Here is a 20,134-nt window from a genome sequence, read left to right on the forward strand (position 1 = left end):
CCGGGGCCCCTCTAGGCTCGGCCCGTGACCTCCACCGCTCCTGCACCCCGCCGCCGCAACGTCCCCGGCGTGATCGCCTTCGTCCTCGCCGTGCTGCTGACCGTCACGCAGATCGTCCAGGTGTGCCTGACGACGATCGTGCCGGTGCTCGCCTACCGCAACGGGCTCGGCGCCACCGACATCGGAGCGGTGTTCGTGGTCATCGGGATTGGCCAGCTGATCCTCGCGGCGCTCACCGCGATCCTGGGCGTCGTCGGCGTCTCGCGCCGCGGACTCCCGAAGGTGCTGGCCGCGATCGCCCTCGGGGCCGGGGCCAACGGAGTGATCGTGCAGCTGTCGGCGCTGATCCTGCCTCCGCTGATCGGCGTCGGCCTCTCCTGACGACTCGCGCCCGGGCTCAGCGCCCGGCGTCGTAGTGGTTCTGGATCTGGGCCTGCGTGAGGACCGTCGAGTAGACGGCGGCGTAGCGGAGAGTGCCGGTGAAGTACGCGGCACCGACGTTCGTCCAGGAGCCGCCGAGGGTGTCGCCGCCGATCTTCCAGTAGCCGGTGGTGTTCTCCGGGCTCCGGAACGCGGTGTTGGACGCCACGCGCTGCCCGTCGAGCCAGAGGCTCAGCCCGGTCGTGGGGGACAGGGTCGAGACCACGTGGTGCCAGGCACCGTCGTTGACGACGCCGGGACTCGTGATCGCTTCGACGCCGTTGTTGTAGATGCCGAACATCAGCTTGCCGTTGGCGCCGATGTAGGTGTGCCGGTCGTACTGGCTGCCGCCGGCCGTCTGCGAGGCGCCGAAGGAGAACAGCTTCCCGCCGGCGACGGTGGTCTTGAACCAGATCTCGGTGCTGAAGGTGGTGGGGTTCGTGATCTGCAGCGGCGTGGTCATGTGCTGGCTGCTCGAGGCGGCGAGCTGCCACGAGCCGCCGGGGTCGCGCGGGCACGCCTTGGGCGTCGTGGGTGAGCTGACCATGCCGTTGCGGTAGGTGCCGGCGCGGTTGGCGGTGCCGGTGACGACGTCGGGGGCGGTCGCCGAGTTGGAGGCCTGCCCGAGGGTGTAGGCGAAGAGGGCGCTGCTCCTGTCGGCCGCGAAGGCCGAGTCGCAGGTGAAGAACGCGGCGGCGCTGCCGACGGTGTTGGTCGAGTTGCGGATCGACGCCGTGTAGGCGCCCGAGGTGGCGGGCGTGAGCAGGAGCGCCCCGGCGAGGGCGGCGACGGCGACGGCCGCGGTGGCCTTCCGCGGCTGTGCAAGGGCGGCACGGAGGCGGGCGAGCAGCGGGATCCGGGTGACGCGGTGGCGGCTCATCGGGCCGCGTCCTTCCCCGCGGCACGGCGACCGTGCTCTCCGGTGCGCTCGGTCGCCGCGGGCAGACCGATCACGAGCGTGTAGATCAGGGGCAGCGCGCACAGCAGCGCGAACACGACCCAGCCCCAGAACGGCAGGTGCAGAGCGGAGGAGACGCTGTACCAGTCCTGCTCGTTCGCCGGGACGCGGAGGCGGCCGACCTCGCCCGAGACGAGATCGAGCGGAGCGGCTCCCTCGGCGCTGACGCGGATCGGGAGGAGGCCGGTCGAGACCAGGGTGGCGTCGGTGTACCCGTTCTCGACGGTGGCCTCGAGGACCACCAGGCCGACGAACGGGCGGAGGAGGAACACGGTGATCGAGGCGACGAGCGACAGTCCGAGCATCCGCATCGCCGCGCGGTGCGTGGGCGAGGGCAGCAGGCGGGTGAGCAGCTGCACCAGGACGGCGCCGGCGAGCAGGAGCGGGAGCCCCTTGGCGAGCCAGCCGAGACCGGGGAGCGACGTGGTGACGACTCCGATCAGCTGGTCGGGGCCGGTGGCCCACGGGTCGACCGCTCCGTTGATGTCGCCCTGGGTGACCAGCGTGCCGTCGGCGGCCAGGTCGACCACGCGGTGGGTGTAGGTCTCGTCCGGGGTCGTGGAGGGGTGGAAGCTGACGACGTCGCCGACGCGGACGTCCTCGATCGCGGTGGGAGTGGTGAGGACGAGGGTGCCGACCGGGGCGAAGGTGCCCATCGACGGTGTCTGCACGATGAACCAGCGTCCGCCGGCGGAGTGGAAGAGGAGGGCGACGGCGACCAGGCCGACGAGGACGGCGGAGGCGGTCCAGATCGCGGCGGTGCGCAGGGCACTCGGGCGGCGCGACGGGGCGGGGGTGTCGGAGGGGGCGGAGGCGACGGGGGCGGTGGGGGTGTCCGTGAGCGTCATGTCCTCCGCCTCCTCGACGGTGTTCGGAGCGGGGCCGCCTCAGGGTGGCGGCCCCGCTCCTCGGGTGGGTGCTTCTCGGGGGTGGTGCGGGTGCCGTGGGGGCGGCGGGGTGGTGCTGTGGGGGAGGGGAAGCCGAGGGCCGTGGATCAGCTGGCGAAGGACCAGGTCAGGGGGAGCGAGGCGGAGAGGCCCTGGTAGGTGTTGTTGGCGGTGGAGTCGAGGGTGACCGCGATGCTGAACGGGGTGCTGACACCGGCGGCGACGGCGCCGAGGGACTTGGCGGCGGAACCGGCGAGGGTGGCGGCGGTGCCGTTGAAGATCTCGGTGGTGCCGGAGGTGATGACGACCTTGACCTTGGCGCAGAAGTCGGTCGCCGTGCCGCTGAGGGTGCCGTTGGTGGTCTGGGCGCAGGTGGCGCCCGGGGTCAGCGTGAAGGTGTTCGCGGCGACGGTGCCCGCGTTCTTGATGGTGATCCCGGTGGTGACCGTCTGACCCGGGGTCATGTTGGTCGAGCCGCCGAACTTGTTGATGGTGGAGCAGGTCGCGGTGTTGGTGCTGACGGTGCCGCCGTCGGTGCTGAGGCAGGTGACGGGCGTGGTGCCGGTCGACTTCTCCTCCATGACGAGCGTGCCGGAGGCCGCGGTGTTGTTGGAGTTGGTGATGCTGGCGACGAAGCCCGACAGGGTTCCGGACATCGAGACCGACAGCAGGGCGGCGGCCGCGATGCTGGTCGCGATGACCAGCGGGGCGAATCGGACGCGCTTGGTCTTGACGGTAGCGGTGTGGTTCGACATGACAGGACTCCTGATCGGGTAGAAGGTGAACTGCCGGGCAGTTCGTCTCGCTGGTGCGATTGCTTGATGATTAAGCTACTCCGCGATCAAGATACTTTGCAATTCTCAGAAACACCCCTGTCAGAGGGGCACCGCGCCGAGGTGCTCCCCCTTGCAGAAAGGAACCCATGACTCCCACTCCACCGCCCGAGGGCGCGGCGGCCGACGCACCCGTCGCCGCACTGCGCCACGCGCTCCGCCTGCTCGAGAGCGCTCAGCGCCAGCTGCGCAGCAGCATCGCCGCCGAGCTCGGCGTCGGCCTCTCGGAGCTGACCGCCCTCGAGACGATCGACGACCTCCCGGGCCTCACCCCCAAGATGCTCGCCCTCGAGCTGAACCTGACGACAGGAGCCGTGACCGCTCTGCTCGACCGCCTCGCCTCCTCCGGTCTCGTCGACCGCCTGCCCAACCCCAAGGACCGCCGCAGCGTGCTGCTCCGCCTGACGGAGGCCGGCGCGGCCCTGCCTGCACGCGTCGAGGAGCGCTACGGCGCCGTCAGCGCCGAGGTGCTGCGCGCCTCGCCGCGCCTGGGCGAGGCGGACGTGGTGGAGGAGCTCGCCCTCGCCGCCGCGGTGATCACCGCCCACACCATCCGCTGACACGGCGCGGTAGCGTCGGAGCGCCCTGTCGGTGAGGGGCTGCAGGAGGAGGAGCCGTGAGCGAGCCCCGCGAGGTCCCGCCGGAGTCGCCGTTCGCCCTCCTGGGCGACGAGGAGGCGGCCGTCTGGTACTCCTACATGAAGGTGCACCTGCGGCTCCGCTACGAGCTGAACCACCAGCTCCGCACGGCGACCGGGCTGTCGTTGGCCGACTACGACGTGCTCGTGGCGCTGACGAGCGAACCCGACGGGCGGATGAGCGTCGCGGACCTCGCCGCGCGGATCGGCTGGGAGCGCAGCCGCGTCTCGCACCGGCTCCGGGGTCTGCGCGAGCGCGAGCTGATCGAGACGCGGCCCGCACCCCGCGATCTGCGGAGCACCGAGGTCGTGCTCACCGACATCGGGCGCACGGCGCTGCGGGACGCCGGGCCCGGCCACATCGACTTCGTGCGCCGCGCGTTCCTCGACGCGCTCGACCCGGAGCGGATGGCGGCGATGCGCGAGTCGCTCGACGCCGTCTACGACCGGCTGATCGAGCACGGAACTCTGCCGCGGCCTGCGGACCACCCGTAGGCGCCTCTTCCCTTCTGCGTGAAACGTCACCTATTCTGAGCGCACCGACCCGAGGAGCGCTGTGGACGAGACTCTCGAGACCCTGATCGACCGCGTCGCGATCCGCGAGCTCGTCGACACCTACGCGCGCGGCGCCGACCGCCGGGACGCGGTGCTGGAGGCGTCGGTGTTCGCCGACGACGGCGAGGTCCTCCTCTTCTCCGGCGACCCGGAGACGACGGAGCCTGTCGACACGATCCGCGGACGCGACGCGCTCGTGCGGACCTTCGAGGGCCTGATCGCGCAGTACGACGCGACGACCTACCTGAACGGGCAGTCGTCGGTCCGCTTCGTCACCGCCGACGCGGCCGAGGGTGAGACGTACTGCACGGCGCTGCACCTGCTGCGCGACGCCGGGCAGCGGTACCTCCTGACGATGTCGATCCGCTACCTCGACCGCTTCGAGCGGATCGACGGCCGATGGAGGATCGCGCAGCGCCGCCTCGTCATCGACTGGACCGACCGCTCGGCCTCGGCGCCCTGACGCGCCCCCCCACCACCGCCACCACCGCCACCACCGCCACCACCGCCGAAGGAGAACCATGCCCCTGGACGCCCTGCTGCACGCCAACCTCGTCGAGGTCTTCGGCGAGCGCGACCCCGAGAAGCGCCGCGCCGCGATCGCCCGCCTCTACACGCCCGACGTCGAGTTCCTCGACCCTGAGGAGGTGGTCGTCGGGCACGACGCCCTGCACGCGAAGGCGCAGCGCCTGCTCGACGACGCCCCCGGCTTCGTCTTCTCGGCCGCCGGCCCCGCCTACGAGAACCACGACCTCGGCCACCTCGCCTGGAACTTCGGTCCCGAGGGAGCGCCTCCGGTCGTGTCGGGTCTCGACATCTGCCTCGTCGTCGACGGGCGCATCGCGAAGGTCTACACGACCCTGACCTGAGCCTGCGGAGCTCAGACCGTCATGTCGCCCACCGGCGGCTCGGATCCCAGGATCCGGTAGCGCAGCTGCACGACTCCGCGGGGCGAGGTGGCGGCCGGTTCGAGCAGCTCGAGCATCGCGGGGGCGGCACCGCCCTCGAAGACCCGCTTGCCCGCGCCGAGCACGATCGGATGGATCCAGAGCGTCAGCTCGTCGGCGAGGCGCTCGGCGAGCAGGGACTGCACGAGGTCGAGGCTGCCGATCACGTGGATCCGCTCGTGGCGCGTCCGCAGCTCGCGCACCGCCGCCGCGAGGTCCGGGCCGAGCAGGGTCGAGCGCTCCCACGGCAGGGGGACGTCCCGACGGGACGCCACGTATTTCGGGATCGAGTTCAGCAGCCGTCCGATGCCGGAGTCGTCGTGCCGCGGCCAGTAGTCGGCGAAGATCTCGGAGGTCCTCCGGCCGAGCAGCAGCGCGTCCATCCCCTCCATGCCGGACTGCACCCAGCCACCGGCGACCTCGTCCAGCAGCGGGGCCTGCCAGCCGCCGAAGGCGAAACCGCCCTGCGGATCCTCGTCGGGTCCGCCCGGCGACTGGGCGACACCGTCGAGGGACGTGAAGAGATCGATGCGCACGGTGCCCACGGGCTGCTCCTCCGCTCAGGGCCGCCGCATCCCGGCGGACGAGGAGACGGTCCCACGGGTGGGGCGTGCAGGCAAGGGGCGGGAGCGCACTGCCCGCCGTAGGGTGTCCCCGTGGAGTGGACGGCGGTGTTCGAGGCGGAGCGCGGCCGGCTGACCGGGCTCGCGACCCGGCTGCTCGACGACCGGCACGAGGCGGAGGACACCGTCCAGCTGGCCTGGCTGCGACTGCACGGCAGCGACGCCGTGCTCGAGAACCCCGCCGCCTGGCTGACCACGGTGACCACGCGGCTCTGCCTCGACCGGCTGCGCGCCCGCATCCCCGAGCCCGTCGAAGCCGTCGAGGATGCACCCGCCTCCGGTGCCGACCCCGCCGAGTCCGCGGAACGGCGCGACGAGGTGGGCCGGGCGCTGCACGTCGTGGTCGACCGGCTCAGCCCGAACGAGCGGGTCGCGCTCGTGCTGCACGAGTCGTTCGGCTACTCCTTCGACGCGATCGGCGGGATCCTCGACCGCTCGCCGGCGGCCGCGCGCAAGCTCGCCTCTCGGGCGCGCGAGAAGGTCGCGAGCGCCGAGCAGGACGGGCCGGCGTCCGACCGGAGCGTCCTGGACGCGTTCATGGCGGCGGCCCGCGGAGGGGACCTGGCCGGCCTCCTCGCGCTGCTCGCTCCGGGGGCGACCGTCCGCGCCGACGCCGACGCCATCACGGCGGGCACTCCCGAGCGGATCGACGGACGCGCGGCCGTCGCCGCGTTCTTCGACGGCAGCGCGCACGCCGCGCTCCCGGTGCTCACCGCCGGGCGACCGGCGTTCGCCTGGTTCCACCTCGGCGAGGCCAGGGTGCTGTTCGACTTCGCCGTCCGGGACGGCCGGGTCGAGTCGATCGTGTTCCGCGCCGCTCCCGAGGCCCTGGCCGGCGTCGTGCGACGGCCCCGCGACACGCCGGCGGTCACATCCGAGGGCCCTGGCCCGTCGTAGGAGCAGGAGCCGTCGTGCAGCGCGACGGCAGGAGGAGGACACCGTGAAGACCATGACGTGCCGCGACCTCGGCGGGCAGTGCGCCCTCGAGCACCGCGGGGCCACCGCCGACGAGATCATCAACGCCCAGGACCGCCACCTGAAGGACGCGGTGAAGGCGGGCGACGAGTCGCACCGCGAGGCGCGCGAGGCGATGAAGGGCCGCTGGATGCGGCCGAAGAAGGCGCTCGACTGGTACAACGGCGTCAAGCGCGCCTACGCCGAGCTCCCTGAGAGCTGAGCGGATCCGACCGTCCGTCCTCCGCCTCGTCGGGCGGCGCGCGCGCCGTTCGCGATGATCACGACCTCCGCGAGCTCGTGCACGAGCACGACCCCGGCGAGGCCCAGGACGCCGAGGAGCGCGAGGGGCAGGAGGACGGCGATCACGCCGAGCGCGAGGATCAGGTTCGCGGTCATGATCCGCCGGCCCCGGCGCGCGTGCCGGAGCGCGGCGGGGATCAGGCGCAGGTCGCTGCCGGTGAAGGCCACGTCGGCGGACTCGATCGCGGCCGCCGAGCCGGTCGCGCCCATCGCGATGCCGACGTCCGCTGCGGCGAGAGCCGGGGCGTCGTTGATGCCGTCGCCGATCATCGCCACGCGTCGGTGCCGGGCGATCCGCTCGATCGCGGCCGCCTTGCCGGCGGGCGTCTGCTCCGCGTGCACCTCCGCGATCCCCGCCCGGTCGGCGAGGGCGTGCGCGGTGCGGGCGTTGTCGCCGGTGATCATGACGGAGTCGATGCGGAGGCGGGCGAGCTCCGCGATCGTCGCGGCCGCCTCGGGCGCGAGCTCGTCGCGGACGCCGATCACGCCGAGGACCGCGCCGCCGCGCTCCACGACCACGGCCGTCATGCCGTCGCTCTCCATCGCCTCGCACTGCGCCGCCAGCGCTCCGGCCGTGACCCAGCGGGGGCTGCCGATGCGGACCGGGACCCCCGAGAGGCTGCCGGTGATGCCGTCGCCGGGATGCTCCGTGACGTCCTCGACCGCGGCCGGCGTCGAGCCGGCGGCGAGGATCGCGGCGGCGAGCGGATGGGTGCTGCGCGCCTCGAGCGCCGCGGCGACCGCCAGCACGTCCTCGCGGGTCGCGCCGGGGGCGGTGGCGACGTCGGCGACGCTCGGGTGGCCGGCGGTGAGGGTGCCGGTCTTGTCGAACGCGACGACCTGCACCGTGCCGAGGCGCTCGAACGCCTCGCCGGAGGTGATGACGAGCCCGAAGCCGCTGCCGGCGCCGATCGCCGAGATCACCGTCACCGGCACGGCGATCGCCAGCGCGCACGGCGAGGCGGCGACGAGCACGACCAGCGCGCGCTCGGTCCAGATGGTGGTGTCCCCGATCAGCACCCCGACCAGGGCGATCCCTGCGGCGAGCAGGAGCACGGCCGGGACGAGGGGCTTCGCGATGCGGTCCGCGAGCCGGGCCCGCTCGCCCTTGCGGGCGTGGGCCTGCTCGACCAGCCGCACGATCGTCGTCAGCGAATTGTCGGTGCCCGCCGCGGTCGCCTCGACCTGCAGCGCGCCGCCGCCGTTGATCGATCCGGCGCTCACCGCATCGCCCGGGCCGACCTCGACGGGGATCGACTCGCCCGTGATCGCGGAGGTGTCGAGGCTGCTGCGGCCCGAGACGACGACGCCGTCGGTGGCGATCCGGTCGCCGGGGCGCACCACGAGCACGTCGAGCTCGCGCAGCTGCCGCGCCGGGATCGTGACGTCGCCGTGCAGTCGCGAGACGATCGCGGTGTCGGGGAGCAGATCCAGCAGGGCGCGCAGGCTCCCGCGGGCCCGGTCCATCGCCCGGTCCTCGAGCGCCTCCGCGATCGAGAACAGGAACGCCAGCGCGGCCGCTTCTGCGACGTGCCCGAGCAGGACGGCGCCGACGGCCGCGATCGTCATCAGCAGGCCGACGCCGAGCCCGCCGCGCAGCAGCCGCCGCACGGCGCCCGGCGCGAACGTCGACGCGCCCGCGACCAGGCTCGCGCCGAGCACGATCGTGCCGGCGGGCCCCCGGCCGGTCCACTCCAGGACGGAGCCGAGGAGCAGCAGCGCACCGGCCGCGATCGGGACGAGGACGGTCCTGTCCCGCCACCACGGCACCGCGTCCTCCGGCTCTGCGCCGTGGTCGTGCTCGTCGTGCTCGTGCTCGGACGCCGCGTGCTCGTGCGGCCCGGCCTGCCCGGTCGGCCGCGCGCCGAGCGTCAGGGCGGCCGGCTCGTCCCCGCCGCAGCACTCCGCACTCACTCCGGCACCTCGCAGCACAGCGGCACGTCGCAGTCCTCGTCCGTGCAGTCCGCGCCGTCGTCGATCGCGAGCACGACGTCGACCATCGCGAGCAGCGCCTTCGAGAGGTGCGGATCCGCGATCTCGTACCGGGTGCTGCGTCCCTCCGGGATCGCGGCGACGATGCCGCACCCCCGCAGGCAGGTCAGGTGGTTCGAGACGTTCGAGCGCGTGAGGCCCAGCTCCTGCGCCAGCTCGCCCGGATGCCCGGGCCTCCCGATCAGCGACAGCAGGATCCGCGACCGGGTGTGATCGGCCATCGCCCGACCCAGCCGGTTCATGACGTCCAGACGCGAGGCGATGGTCAGCATGCACTGACCATACAGCGTCGGCTGACATGACGCCGGGCGGGAACGACGGGGACGACCGCGGTGGGGGACGGGGACGGGCGGGACCAGGACCGCCCGCCCCTCGACGGACCGCCGGGTACCGGTCCGCCGTCACCGCGGTGCACGAGGCGGCCGACGGCAACTCGCCGCGGGGGAGGGGCTCTCGATCGGATCGGAGCGGCCGCCCGCGCGGGAAGAGCGCGAGCAGCGCGGCTCGGGTCCGGGAGCGCACTGCGTCCCGGGCACCCTACGCGACCCTCCCGAGTCCGCTCCCAGGGGTCGCGCAGACGACGGCGCCCCTCCCTCCACGCGGGAGGAAGGGGCGCCGTCGTGCCGAGGGTGTGTCAGCAGGTGGCCGCCGCGTACCGCACCGAGGCCGAGAAGGCCGGCTGGTCGACCGCGGTGCCCGAGACGGACACCGCTCCCTCCGGCATCGTGCGCAGGCGGGTGGTGAAGGCGGCAGAGGCCGCAGCGCCCGGAGCGACCGAGGCGAACGACTTCGTGCCGTACGCGGAGTCGATCGTGACGGCGGCCGGAACCGTGTCGCCGTTGCGGACCGTCACCGTGAGCACGACCTTGCCGGCGACGCAGCGCGTCGTCACCGTGGGAGCGAGCTCGAGGGTGTCGAGGCTCACCGCAGCGGAGGTCGAGGCGAGCACGAGGGCGTCGGAGTAGCCGTCGTACGAGGCGGTGACGCCCGTCACTCCGGCCGGCACCGTCGCCGTGGCAGCGCCGCCGGTCAGGCGCACGGTCTGGCTCCAGCTGCCGCCGCGGAACGTGACGGTGCCCGCCACGTCGCCGGAATCGGCGGCCTTCACGGTCGCGGTCGCGGTCCGGCCGTCGACGGCGAGCGTCGTGGTCGAGCCGACGGCCTTGACCGGCGCCCACTCCTTCATGGCGGTGAGCACCGTCTGCGGGACGCTGACGAACGCGCCGTGGCGCGGGCTGGCCGGCAGGCCGCCCTTCGTCGAGACGTTCCAGTCGGCCGACTTCGACAGGCGCGAGGCCTGCGAGCTGCCGGCGATGGCCGCGCCCGAGGTCACGAAGGCCTTGTAGCCGCCGCTGCCGTAGTTGTCGACGAGGAACGCGTAGCCGTCACCGGTGCCCGTGGTGTCGTTCGGGTCGCCGGCGTTGAGCTTCACGATCTCGGGGCCCTCGCCCTCCTGGCCGGTCTCGAGACGCGTCATGTTGGTGTCGGTGAGCTGCCACGTCGTCGTCGGGTCGGCGCTCCAGTTCGACGAGGTCGTCGGGGCGGTGAGCACCGTCGACTTCTCGAGGAAGATGTCCTTGCCCGCCTCGAGGATGCCGGCGGCGCCGCCCTCCTCGTTCTTGGTGAAGCGGTAGTAGTAGTCGCCGATCTTGGTGATCGTCGAGTCGATCCGCGCGTAGCCGGTGTCCTGCCAGGTGGCCGGCGGCTGCGTGAAGGTGCGGAAGTCGCGGGTGATCACCGAGAAGACCCGCGAGTAGAGCTTGTCGCCGTTCGACTTCGTGGCGTCGGAGTAGAGGCGCGACGAGAAGAAGACGACGTACGACTGCAGAGCGTCGTCCCAGTACGCCTCCGGCGCCCAGGTCATGCCCGCGGCCGGCTGGTTGACCGTGATGCCGGTATCAGCGCCGTTGGTGCGGGTCCACGTCACGAGGTCGGTCGACTCCCAGACCTCGATCTTGAGGCTGCCCTTGGACTGCGCGTCGCCCCAGCTCGTGCCGCACGAGATGCAGAGGTCGGTGGCGACCATGTAGTACTTGTCGCCGTTGTGCGAGCGGAGGATGAACGGGTCGCGGAGTCCGCGGGTGTCGGTCGTCGAGGTGATGACCGCCTTGCCGTCGTTGACCGGCGAGAAGGTGAAGAAGTCGTTGCCGGACGTCGCCGCCTGGTAGATCTTCTCGTCGCCGTCCGACTTGAAGTACGCCGAGGCGTAGCCCGCGTCGGGAGCGGTGCGGCCGAGCTCGGCCACCGTCAGGGTGAAGCTGCGCGACTCCGACACTCCGTTGAGCGTCGCGTTCGCGGTCAGGGTCACGGTCGCGTCACCGCTGCCGTACGCGGGTCGCGCGACGACTCCGCCGCCCTGGTACGGGTCGGCGGCGCCCACGGCCGGGGCGACGTAGCCGGCGGTCGTCGGAGTGACGAGCGCCGGATTCGAGGAGGTCCACGTGATCGCGGTGCCGTTCTTCACGCCCTTGACGACGAGGGGCAGGTTCTCGGTGGTGCGCGGCGCGAGCACGATCGCGTCGAGGTCGTCGTTGATCCTCGGAGCGAGGACGACGAGCTCGAAGGTGATCGGGCCGCCGGAGCTCGGGGTGGCCGTCAGGGTGACCGGGGTGTCGGTCGTGATCGAGCGCGACACGGCTCCGGTGGTCGAGACGACCGCGGGGTTCGACGACGCCCAGGTGAGCGCGATGCCGTTGCTGGTCGTGGGGAGGTTCAGGTTCCCTGAGACGGCGGTGAGCGACGGGTTGCCGTTGAGCACGACCGGGAGGAGGTCGGAGCGCAGGAGCGCCGCCGTCGAGGCCCGCTTGGCGTCGGCGGTGGGCATGCTCGCTCCGACCTGCTCGGCGGTGAGCGAGGTGTCCCAGAACTTCACGTCGGTGACGTCGCCGGTGAAGAGGGCGTCGCCCTGGTAGAGCGAGCGGCCGAGGTAGCCGAGCGTGCTGCCGGAGGGGATGATGCTCGCCATCGACTTGGCCGCGGTGACCGTCGAGATCTGCGCGCCGTCGCGGTAGAGGGTGAGCGTGGTGCTCGAGCCGGTGCCCGATCCGACCACGGTGAGGGTCGTGAAGCCGGGGTTGAGGCCGCCGCCGGCCGGGAGCCGCTGCTCGCCGTTCCCGCTGTCCTTGACCCGGATGCCGGACAGGACCTGGTTGCTGTACCCGCCCTCCGAGCTGCGCGGGTTCACGAACACGTGGTTGCCCAGCGTCGTCGTGTTCCAGGGGCCGACGCCGTCGCCGATCACCCAGCCGAACTGGTTCGCCGAGGTCTGCGTCTTCACCGTGTACTCGACCGCGAAGGAGTTGTCGGTGCCCGTGACGAGGTTCTTCGGCAGGGCCGCGTAGCCGTTGGCGCGGAAGCGGGCGACCTGGTCGCCGCCCGCGTCCGCGAAGGACGCGTCGGTCAGCCCGGTGAGCGTCGCGTTCCGGCCGTTGCCCGAGATGTCGAGGAGGGCCGAGCCCGCGTGCGACATGTCGTAATGGGCGGTCGGAGCGGGGACGTCGACCGCGGAGGCGGACATCGGCACGAGGACGCCGGTCAGGGCGACGCTCGTGCACGCGAGCGTGGAGAGGAGGAGGGTGCGGGTCCGGCGCCGGGGCGCGGGGTGCTCCGAAGAGCGTCGTCTCATCATCGAGACCTTTCCGATCGTGGGGTGGGGCTCCCGGGGTCGGCGCGGACGCTCGGCCCGGTCCACACTCCCCTCCATCGGGGAGAGCGGGGGTGTGTTCACGTTAACACGCCCGGCATCGCGGGGAACAGGGCCGATGAACCCTTTCAGTCGAGATGCTCGAGGATGTCGCGGGTGTAGCCGGAGGGAGCGCCGCCGATCCACCTCGTGGAGATCCAGAGCTCGCCGCGGAGGTAGTCGCTGCGTCCGCTCTCGGTGTCCACACCGTCGACGGAGTCCGCCGCGGGGGTCACGGTCGTCTGGAAGTAGCGCGTCCCGCCGAGCAGCTCCTCCGTGTCGTCGCCGGAGGATCCGAGCATGCCGCGCACCGTCTCGGCCTCGGCCGGGTCGAGCCGCGTGAAGCGCGTCACGATGCCGTAGTGGATACTCGACGACTCCCAGAGGCAGATCCGGTCGTCGCCCCGGTCGGCGAGGATCTCCTCGGGTTCGGCGCCCGGATCGAATTCGCGCGCCGTCGTCTCGCGGAGCGTGAAGCCGAAGTCCACGATCCAGGCCGTCGTCTCGGGGCTCCACAGGTCGGCGCACGGGGGCAGGGGCGACGGGAAGGAGGAGGGTGCTGCGGCCGGAGCGGGTGGCTCGACCGGTTCCGGCGCCGGGGCCGGGGCGGCGGGCGGTGCCGCGGCCGGGGCGGAGGGGAGCGGGGCGGGCGCTGCCGAGGCGGGCGACTCGACCGTGGTCGGAGCGGCGGGACGGGGAGGGAGCAGCAGGGTCGCGCACCCGGCCAGCACGGCGGTCGAGGCGAGCAGCAGCGCGCAGCTGCCGAGCCGGCGGACACCCATGGGCGGATCCTCTCGATCGGCGCTCCCGGGGGAGGCGACGCCCAGTATGGAGTCGGGCGGCCGGGGAGCGCCCGCCTCCTGCGATCGGAGCGACATCGTGTCCCGCGCGGCGGATCCACCAGGCCCTAGGGTGTGTTCGCACGCGCCGCCGCGGGCAAGAGGAGGCTCGTCATGCCCGAGTGGTACACCCTCGGAGTCGTCGCGCTGGTGATCGTCGTGGTCGTCGTCGTGATCGTCCGGTTCCGCATCAACCCGGTCATCGCGCTCGCGCTGGGAGCCGCCGCGATCGGCCTCCTGACCGGACTCGGACCCGTCGACACCGTCTCGACCATGTCGACCGGCTTCGGCGAGGTGATGGCCGAGGCGGGCATCCTGATCGGCTGGGGCGTGCTGATCGGCGCCATGCTCAACGAGATGGGCGCGATCGTCCGCCTCGTCGAGGGTCTGATGCGCGTCTTCGGGCGCCGCGGGATCCCCTACGCGCTCGGCCTGTCGCTCGCCACGTACCTGCAGACGATCTTCGTCGACGTGCTGATCGTGATCGCCGCGCCGCTGGCTCGGAGGATCGCCCCGCGCCTGGGCCCGGCCGGCACCGGCATCATCGGCGTCACCTTCGCGGTCGGCCTCGAGATGGGCATCGTGATGATGGTGCCCGGCTTCGCGGCGGTCGCCCTGGCCGGCCTGCTCGGCGTGCCCCTCGGGGTCATGATGCTCGGCGGCTTCGCCGTCGTCGCGCCCACCGTCGTGCTCACGATCCTGCTGATGTCGCTGGCCTTCCGGCTCGGCTTCTGGGATCCGGCGCGCGACCAGCAGGTCGTCGTGCGCGACGACGACGACGACGAGGAGGCCGTGCTCGCCGGCGCGTCGGCGTCCTCCGGTTCGTCCGGCGCCTCGGCTTCCGCCGCCGCCCCGGCCACCGGCACCGTCCGCACCGCCGTCGGAGGAGTGCCCCGCGGACCGGCCGCCCTCCGGCCCGGTGCCGTCGAGGAGCGCCGGCGCCCCCTCCTGCTGCTCTTCGCGCCGATGCTCGTGGCGCTCCTGCTCATCGCCTCGCAGGCCGTGCTGAGCGTGGCCGGCGCGGAGGTGCCCGTGATGCAGTTCCTCGGCAACCCGATCATCGCCCTGCTGCTCGCCGTCATCGCGACCGGAGTGATCGGCCGCCTCGCCGTCGGCACCAAGCGCATCGAGAAGGCCGTCGTGAAGGGCTTCCAGGACGGCGGTCAGATCTTCCTCCTCACCGGCATCGGCGGCTCGCTCGCCGCCGTGATCGCGCAGGGCGACCTCGGCGACGTGCTGAAGGGCTACTTCTCGGCGTCCTCGTTCGCCCCGCTGCTGCTCGTCTGGCTCATGGCCGCCGTGCTGCACATCGCCGTCGGGTCGGTCACCCTCTCGGCGATCACGGCCGCCGGAGTCATCGCGCCCGTCGCCGCGTCGCTGGGACTGGACCCGCTGCTGATCGCGCTCGCCGCGGGCTCCGGCGCGCTGTTCTGCATCCACGTCACGTCGAACACGTTCTGGCTGCTGCAGTCCTTCCTCGACCAGTCGGTGAGCGGGGCGCTCAAGACGGTGACGGTGGGGGTGTCGCTGGCGTCGGTGCTGGCGCTCGGGATGACGCTGGTGCTGTCGCTGTTCCTGTAGGGGGTGTGGTCCTGTCTGAGGGAGTTCCTGTGCGGCGAGGGGGCGGCCCGGGCGTGCGGTCGGAGTCGCGGACGGAGTGACCGGGGCGGCTTCCGGTCGCAGGGCTTCGTCGGCGATCGCGGTCGCTCGAGAGGTCGGCGGCCGGTGCGGCAGCGGTGTGGCGCGTCCCTGGCGTGAACCGCTCGCGACACCGCGAGAACATGAGCGGATGTCAGTAGTCACTGGTTTCGTACTCGTATGACGGGATCAGACATGGCGGAGGTGCTCGAGGTCGTGCGGGAGCGCGGGGATCGGGCGGGTGAGTTGGCGCGGTCGGCATCGCCGGTGCTGCTGGCGGCGGCGGTCGAGCTGCATGCGGCGTACCGAGCGGCGGTGTCGTGTCCGGAGGCGTTCGCGCGGGGTCTGCCGCGGGGCGGGTCGGCGGATCTGGTGGAGCGCTCGGTCCGGGCGGAGCTCGCGGTGGGGTGCGGGGTGTCGGAGCGGGTGGTGTCCCGCGATCTGGAGGACGCGCGGCTGCTGATCGAGGATCTCCCGCGCACGCGGGAGGCGCTCGCTGGCGCGAGGCTGCGGTGGGAGGCGGGCCGGATCATCTGCGCGACCGCCGGCAGCCTGCCGCCGGAGTCGCGGGCGGTGTTCGACGAGCGGGCGTGCGAGCTGGCGCTCGTGCTGACGCCCACGCAGCTGCGGCGCCGGGTGGCGCGGTTGCGCGATGAGCTGCACGTCGAGCCGCTCGCTGCGCGGCATGCGCGGGCGCGTGAGGATCGCGCGGTCTGGGTGGTCCCGGACGCGGACGGCATGGCGCTGCTGTGCGCACTGCTGCCCGCCCCGGTCGCCGTCGGCGCGTACGCGCGGCTGGACCGCATCGCCCGCTGCCTCCGCGACGGGACCGACAGCGGAGGAGGGGACGTCGACCGGCCGGACGACGCCCGCACCCTCGCGCAGCTGCGCGCCGACGCGCTCGCCGACCTGCTCTGCGACGGCGACGTCACGGGCACCGCTCCCGACGTCGCCGGCGCTGCACCCGGCGATGCGGCGACTCCGACGTTCGTCTCCGGAGTGCGCGCCGAGGTCCGGTTGACCCTCGCCGCGAGCACCGCCACCGGCCGCGACGACGCCCCCGCCGACCTCGACGGCTACGGACTCATCCCCGCCCACGTCGCCCGCGAACTCGCCGGAGCCGCCACGACGATCACCCGCGTCCTCACCGACCCCGACACCGGCACGGTCCTCTCGGTGGGCCGCACCCACCGCGTCCCGCCACCCCGGATGCGGCTCGCCCTCCACCTGCGCGACCGGACCTGCCGCTTCCCCGGCTGCACCCGCCCCGCAGCTCGCACCGAGGCCGACCACACCCTCGAATGGCGTCACGGCGGGCAGACGAGCCTCGACAATCTCGCCTCCCTCTGCACCGCCCACCACCACGTCCGCCACGGCGACCGCTGGACCTACGTCCTCCACCCCGACGGCACCGCCCACTGGACCACTCCCACCGGGCGCCGCATCACCACGCGACCGGAGACCCTCCTCGCTGACCCCGCGCGCCTCCAGCCCGAACCGCGGTTCACGGAGCCGCCTCCGTTCTGAACCCGGGGCGCCGTCGACCAGCTACCCGACCGGACCCTCCGCTTCGCCGTTCGAAGCAGCGCAGTGCTGCGTTCTGCCGTACCTGCTTGCCTGCCGCGCCGTGCCCCGCCGTGCGCCAGGATGGTCCGCATGCTGCGAGCGACCGACATGCCCTGGGACCTCATCCGGGACCGCCGCCCGGCGCTCGCGCTGCTGCCGTTCGGCGCGCTCGAGGCGCACGGGCTGCACCTGCCGCTCTCGACCGACACGCTCGTCGCCGAAGCGGTCGCCGAGCGGATGGCGCACCGTCTCGACGCGCTGCTCCTCCCGGCGATCCCCTACGGGGCGACGGCCGGCACCGCCGGCTATCCGGGCACCGTCTCGCTGTCGGCGCCGACCGTGACGGTGGTCGCCGTCGACATCGCGCGGGCGCTCGCGGCCTCGGGCGTGGGCCTCCTCGTGATCGTCAACGGCGACTACGGCAACCGCGCCCCGCTGCGCGCAGCGGTCGACGCGCTCACCGCCGACGGGATCGAGGTGCTGCTGCTCGACTACCCCGGCTTCGAGGAGGCGGCCGCGAGGGTCCGCGAATCCCGCCCCGCCGCACCCGGACTCGCGCACGCGGAGGAGCTCGAGACCTCGCTGGTCCTGGCCCTCGCTCCCGAGCTGGTGCTGCGCGAGCGCTACGTCGTCTGCTACCCGGACTTCCCGCCGGAGTTCGGCACCGTCGAGATGCCACTGGACCCCTTCTCGGAGTCGGCCGTCTTCGGCGATCCGACCTCGGCGTCCGCCGAGAAGGGCGAGGCGATCCTGGAGGCGGTGGTCGAGGCGTCGGTCGAGGCGGTGCGCACGGCTCTCCGGTGAGCGGAGCCGCGCCTCCTCAGTGACGACGGGTCACCGGGACCCCGCCACCGCGGCCGTCGAGGTCCGCTCCACGAGCTCGACCGGCAGCTTCTCCCGCACCCGGGCCTCCGCCGGATCCGCCAGGGCGTCCAGCAGCAGTCGAGCCGCCCGGGATCCCATCGCGACGGCGGGCTGCCGGATCGTGGTCAGCCCGACGAGCGCCGCCGACTCGATGTCGTCGAAGCCGATCACCGAGACGTCCTGCGGAACCCGGAGGCCCGCGGTCCGCAGCCGGTCGACGGCTCCGATCGCGATCTCGTCGTTGCCGGCGGCGATCGCCGTGAACGGCGTCCCGCTGCGCAGCGCTTCGTCCACCAGAGCGGCCCCCGACGGCGCGGAGTAGTCGCCGGTGAGCATCAGCGCGTCGGGGAACGACTCCCGGACGCCCGCGGTGCGGTCCCGTGTCGAGACCAGGCCGCGCGGCCCGGCGATGATCAGCACCCGTTCGTGCCCGAGCGCGGCCAGATGCTCTCCGGCCAGGCGCCCTCCTCGCCGGTTGTCCGAGGTGACGACGGTCACGTTCTCGAGCGACGGGATCTCCTCGTCGGCGAGCACGAGCGGGTACTCGGCGGCGAACGGCCGCAGCTCCTCCGCATCGACGGGGGAGTCGCTCGCGACGTAGACGAGCCCGTCGACCGTGCGGTTCCGCAGCAGATCGAGGTAGCGCCGATGGCGATGGCCACCGAAGGACGTGCTGCAGATCAGCACGCCGTAGTCGAGCGGACCCGCGACCAGCTCGACGCCCTTCGCGATGCGGCTGAAGTAGGAGGCGGTGATGTCCGGCACCGCGACGGCGAGCAGTCGGCTCCGCCCGGACTGGAGGGTGCGGGCCGCCGAATCGGGGACGTAGCCCGCCTGCCGGATGATCGCGAGGATCCGCTCGGCCGTGCGCGGATTCACCGGGCGCTTGCCCGAGAGCACGTGCGAGACCGTCGTCACGCTGACCCCGGCCGACTGCGCGATCTGCTGCATGGTCGGTCTGCCCGCTCGCATCGTCGCCTCGACTCCCTCGCCCTGCAAAACGCTTTGCACCGCATTCCATCACATCACAGAAGCGCCTCCCTGCGCCCGACCGCAGAGGGCGCTCACCGTCGCCCCCCGGATCGGGGGAGGTGTCACCCCGCGTTTCCGACCCGTTTCCGCGGGAAGAAGACCCCATTACGAAGCGTCACTCGGGGACTGCCGGGCACCGCGCCGACCCTAGGCTCGGGAAATCCTCCTCAGGTGCGATGCCCCGAATGCAAAACCTTTTGCACACCCGACCGGAAGACCAGGTGACCGTGAAAGACCTCGATCTCGCCCGCGCCGCCCAGCGCGTCTCCGTCCCCGTCGTCGCCGTTCTGCTGGCGCTGGTCATCGGAGCGATCCTGATCACGGTGTCCGGGCGCTCGCCCGTCGACGCGATGGCGGCGATCGGCCGCGCCGCCTTCACCTGCGATCCCGGGTACTGCAACTTCGGCACCGTGCTCACGACGGCCACCCCGCTGATCATGACCACGCTCGGCGCCGTCATGGTTCTGCGGGCGGGCCTGTTCAGCATCGGCCAGGAGGGGCAGTACGGGCTCGGAGCCGTCGCGGCGGTCGTCGTGGGCTACCAGGTCCAGCTCCCCGGAGGGCTGCACCCGATCGTCGCGCTGCTCGCCGCGGGCGTCGCCGGAGCGCTGGTCGGACTCGTCCCCGCGGTCTTCCGCGTCTTCCTCGGAGCGAACGAGCTGATCGTCAGCATCATCCTCAACTCGATGGTCGCCCTGCTGCTGAGCTTCCTCATCAACTACCCGCTGCGGGACACGGGCGGGACGGCCTCCTACACGCCGCAGATCGACGAGACGGCGCGGCTCCCGATCTTCGACACCGCGACCAAGCTCGGCGCGAACCTCGTCGTGGCCCTCGCCTTCGTGATGATCGTCGCGGTGTACATGTCCCGCACCACCTGGGGCTACGAGCAGCGGATGGCGGGCGAGGCGCCCGTCTTCGCCCGCTACTCCGGGATGCGCACCCGCACGGCCGTGCTCCGAGCGGCCGCCCTCGGCGGAGCGCTCGCCGGCATCGGCGGCGGCATCCAGGTCCTCGGCATGAACTACCGCGTGATCGACGGGTTCCTCGACGGCACCGGCTTCAACGGGCTGACGGCGGCGATTCTCGGAGGCACCACCGTGATCGGCGGGTCCCTCGCCGCGATCCTGTTCTCGGCGATCACTGTCGGCGCGATCAACGGGCTGCAGATCCTGATGGGCGTGCCGCGCGAGATCGGCGCCGTGATCCTCGCGCTGATGATCCTCCTCGTCGCGATCCAGACGCCGCTCGCCGGACGTCTGGAGCTCTGGCTCAGCAAGCGCCGGGGCGCCCGCGAGATCGCCGCGCGGGCGGCCGCCGCTCCGCCGCCCCTGGAACTGGTCGACACTCCGCCGGACCCCGACGAGGTCCGCGCCCACGCGGCCGCCCGGAACGAGGAGTGAG

General features: G+C 72.7%; 20 protein-coding genes. 11 read left to right on the forward strand and 9 right to left on the reverse strand.

Annotated features, from left to right (window positions below):
• Positions 1-24 precede the first annotated feature (24 nt).
• Positions 25-381 carry a hypothetical protein gene (locus LRG51_RS15605; protein WP_055790893.1) on the forward strand — a complete coding sequence of 119 codons (357 nt, stop codon included), beginning with the start codon at positions 25-27 and terminating at the stop codon, positions 379-381.
• A gap of 16 nt (positions 382-397) precedes the next feature.
• Here LRG51_RS15605 and LRG51_RS15610 read toward each other — a convergent pair whose 3' ends face one another.
• The 3 genes from LRG51_RS15610 to LRG51_RS15620 form a co-directional block, all read right to left on the reverse strand.
• Positions 398-1,300 (reverse strand): LamG domain-containing protein, encoded by a 903-nt coding sequence (locus tag LRG51_RS15610; RefSeq protein ID WP_230673519.1) that lies wholly within the window; start codon positions 1,298-1,300, stop codon positions 398-400.
• Positions 1,297-2,226, reverse strand: coding sequence for a S26 family signal peptidase (locus LRG51_RS15615; RefSeq protein ID WP_230673521.1), 930 nt, complete (start codon positions 2,224-2,226; stop codon positions 1,297-1,299). Before LRG51_RS15615 ends, LRG51_RS15610 begins: the two co-directional genes overlap by 4 nt.
• Positions 2,227-2,372: 146 nt before the next feature.
• Positions 2,373-3,020 carry a hypothetical protein gene (locus LRG51_RS15620; RefSeq protein WP_230673523.1) on the reverse strand — a complete coding sequence of 216 codons (648 nt, stop codon included), beginning with the start codon at positions 3,018-3,020 and terminating at the stop codon, positions 2,373-2,375.
• A 167-nt stretch (positions 3,021-3,187) separates the two neighbouring features.
• On the opposite strand from LRG51_RS15620, the gene LRG51_RS15625 reads away from it, so the two are divergent.
• The 4 genes from LRG51_RS15625 (at position 3,188) to LRG51_RS15640 (ending at position 5,159) form a co-directional block, all read left to right on the forward strand.
• Positions 3,188-3,658 (forward strand): MarR family transcriptional regulator, encoded by a 471-nt coding sequence (locus tag LRG51_RS15625; RefSeq protein ID WP_055790901.1) that lies wholly within the window; start codon positions 3,188-3,190, stop codon positions 3,656-3,658.
• Positions 3,659-3,714: 56 nt separating this feature from the next.
• Positions 3,715-4,230, forward strand: a complete 516-nt coding sequence (locus tag LRG51_RS15630) for a MarR family winged helix-turn-helix transcriptional regulator (RefSeq protein ID WP_055790904.1) — start codon at positions 3,715-3,717, stop codon at positions 4,228-4,230.
• Between the two features lie 61 nt (positions 4,231-4,291).
• A complete protein-coding gene (locus tag LRG51_RS15635) occupies positions 4,292-4,753 on the forward strand; it encodes a nuclear transport factor 2 family protein (protein WP_230673525.1) in 462 nt (153 codons plus the stop codon).
• 58 nt (positions 4,754-4,811) lie between these two features.
• Entirely contained in the window at positions 4,812-5,159 is a 348-nt protein-coding gene (locus LRG51_RS15640) for a nuclear transport factor 2 family protein (protein ID WP_230673527.1), read from the forward strand.
• 11 nt (positions 5,160-5,170) lie between these two features.
• On the opposite strand, the gene LRG51_RS15645 is transcribed toward LRG51_RS15640, so the two are convergent.
• Positions 5,171-5,782 carry a dihydrofolate reductase family protein gene (locus LRG51_RS15645; protein ID WP_230673529.1) on the reverse strand — a complete coding sequence of 204 codons (612 nt, stop codon included), beginning with the start codon at positions 5,780-5,782 and terminating at the stop codon, positions 5,171-5,173.
• Between the two features lie 111 nt (positions 5,783-5,893).
• Between LRG51_RS15645 and LRG51_RS15650 the strand changes: the two genes are divergently transcribed.
• Complete coding sequence (locus LRG51_RS15650; protein ID WP_230673531.1) at positions 5,894-6,757, forward strand: sigma-70 family RNA polymerase sigma factor; 864 nt, start codon at positions 5,894-5,896, stop codon at positions 6,755-6,757.
• A 52-nt stretch (positions 6,758-6,809) separates the two neighbouring features.
• Positions 6,810-7,037 (forward strand): DUF1059 domain-containing protein, encoded by a 228-nt coding sequence (locus LRG51_RS15655; RefSeq protein ID WP_230674080.1) that lies wholly within the window; start codon positions 6,810-6,812, stop codon positions 7,035-7,037.
• Here the strand turns inward: LRG51_RS15655 and LRG51_RS15660 are convergent.
• The 4 genes from LRG51_RS15660 to LRG51_RS15675 form a co-directional block, all read right to left on the reverse strand.
• Positions 7,013-9,031: a heavy metal translocating P-type ATPase gene (locus LRG51_RS15660; protein WP_442966670.1), complete on the reverse strand. Its 2,019-nt coding sequence runs from the start codon at positions 9,029-9,031 to the stop codon at positions 7,013-7,015. The two genes, LRG51_RS15655 and LRG51_RS15660, sit on opposite strands and share 25 nt — an antisense overlap.
• On the reverse strand, positions 9,028-9,381 hold the full coding sequence (gene cmtR, locus LRG51_RS15665) for a Cd(II)/Pb(II)-sensing metalloregulatory transcriptional regulator CmtR (RefSeq protein WP_230673533.1): 354 nt from the start codon (positions 9,379-9,381) through the stop codon (positions 9,028-9,030). Before cmtR ends, LRG51_RS15660 begins: the two co-directional genes overlap by 4 nt.
• A 362-nt stretch (positions 9,382-9,743) precedes the next feature.
• On the reverse strand, positions 9,744-12,734 hold the full coding sequence (locus LRG51_RS15670; RefSeq protein WP_230673535.1) for an immunoglobulin-like domain-containing protein: 2,991 nt from the start codon (positions 12,732-12,734) through the stop codon (positions 9,744-9,746).
• Positions 12,735-12,880: 146 nt separating this feature from the next.
• Positions 12,881-13,573 (reverse strand): hypothetical protein, encoded by a 693-nt coding sequence (locus LRG51_RS15675; protein ID WP_230673536.1) that lies wholly within the window; start codon positions 13,571-13,573, stop codon positions 12,881-12,883.
• Positions 13,574-13,744: 171 nt separating this feature from the next.
• Here LRG51_RS15675 and LRG51_RS15680 point away from each other — a divergent pair, with 171 nt between their 5' ends.
• From LRG51_RS15680 to LRG51_RS15690, 3 genes are all read left to right on the forward strand, one after another.
• Positions 13,745-15,211 (forward strand): GntP family permease, encoded by a 1,467-nt coding sequence (locus LRG51_RS15680; protein WP_230673538.1) that lies wholly within the window; start codon positions 13,745-13,747, stop codon positions 15,209-15,211.
• Positions 15,212-15,448: 237 nt separating this feature from the next.
• On the forward strand, positions 15,449-16,795 hold the full coding sequence (locus LRG51_RS15685) for an HNH endonuclease signature motif containing protein (protein ID WP_230673539.1): 1,347 nt from the start codon (positions 15,449-15,451) through the stop codon (positions 16,793-16,795).
• A gap of 129 nt (positions 16,796-16,924) precedes the next feature.
• Entirely contained in the window at positions 16,925-17,638 is a 714-nt protein-coding gene (locus tag LRG51_RS15690) for a creatininase family protein (RefSeq protein WP_230673542.1), read from the forward strand.
• Between the two features lie 30 nt (positions 17,639-17,668).
• On the opposite strand, the gene LRG51_RS15695 is transcribed toward LRG51_RS15690, so the two are convergent.
• Positions 17,669-18,670, reverse strand: a complete 1,002-nt coding sequence (locus tag LRG51_RS15695) for a LacI family DNA-binding transcriptional regulator (protein WP_230673544.1) — start codon at positions 18,668-18,670, stop codon at positions 17,669-17,671.
• A gap of 281 nt (positions 18,671-18,951) precedes the next feature.
• Between LRG51_RS15695 and LRG51_RS15700 the strand changes: the two genes are divergently transcribed.
• Positions 18,952-20,133 (forward strand): ABC transporter permease, encoded by a 1,182-nt coding sequence (locus LRG51_RS15700; RefSeq protein WP_230673546.1) that lies wholly within the window; start codon positions 18,952-18,954, stop codon positions 20,131-20,133.
• Position 20,134 lies beyond the last annotated feature (1 nt).

This window comes from Rathayibacter sp. Leaf248, assembly GCF_920939495.1.
GTDB lineage: Bacteria > Actinomycetota > Actinomycetes > Actinomycetales > Microbacteriaceae > Rathayibacter > Rathayibacter caricis.

Bases quoted from the DNA above. Each gene is read 5' to 3' on its own strand.
- LRG51_RS15610 (WP_230673519.1), bottom strand. From the start codon at position 1,300: ATGAGCCGCCACCGCGTCACCCGGATCCCGCTGCTCGCCCGCCTCCGT.
- LRG51_RS15615 (WP_230673521.1), bottom strand. From the start codon at position 2,226: ATGACGCTCACGGACACCCCCACCGCCCCCGTCGCCTCCGCCCCCTCC.
- LRG51_RS15620 (WP_230673523.1), bottom strand. From the start codon at position 3,020: ATGTCGAACCACACCGCTACCGTCAAGACCAAGCGCGTCCGATTCGCC.
- LRG51_RS15625 (WP_055790901.1), top strand. From the start codon at position 3,188: ATGACTCCCACTCCACCGCCCGAGGGCGCGGCGGCCGACGCACCCGTC.
- LRG51_RS15640 (WP_230673527.1), top strand. From the start codon at position 4,812: ATGCCCCTGGACGCCCTGCTGCACGCCAACCTCGTCGAGGTCTTCGGC.
- LRG51_RS15655 (WP_230674080.1), top strand. From the start codon at position 6,810: ATGACGTGCCGCGACCTCGGCGGGCAGTGCGCCCTCGAGCACCGCGGG.
- cmtR (WP_230673533.1), bottom strand. From the start codon at position 9,381: ATGCTGACCATCGCCTCGCGTCTGGACGTCATGAACCGGCTGGGTCGG.
- LRG51_RS15670 (WP_230673535.1), bottom strand. From the start codon at position 12,734: ATGAGACGACGCTCTTCGGAGCACCCCGCGCCCCGGCGCCGGACCCGC.
- LRG51_RS15675 (WP_230673536.1), bottom strand. From the start codon at position 13,573: ATGGGTGTCCGCCGGCTCGGCAGCTGCGCGCTGCTGCTCGCCTCGACC.
- LRG51_RS15680 (WP_230673538.1), top strand. From the start codon at position 13,745: ATGCCCGAGTGGTACACCCTCGGAGTCGTCGCGCTGGTGATCGTCGTG.
- LRG51_RS15685 (WP_230673539.1), top strand. From the start codon at position 15,449: ATGACGGGATCAGACATGGCGGAGGTGCTCGAGGTCGTGCGGGAGCGC.
- LRG51_RS15690 (WP_230673542.1), top strand. From the start codon at position 16,925: ATGCTGCGAGCGACCGACATGCCCTGGGACCTCATCCGGGACCGCCGC.
- LRG51_RS15695 (WP_230673544.1), bottom strand. From the start codon at position 18,670: ATGCGAGCGGGCAGACCGACCATGCAGCAGATCGCGCAGTCGGCCGGG.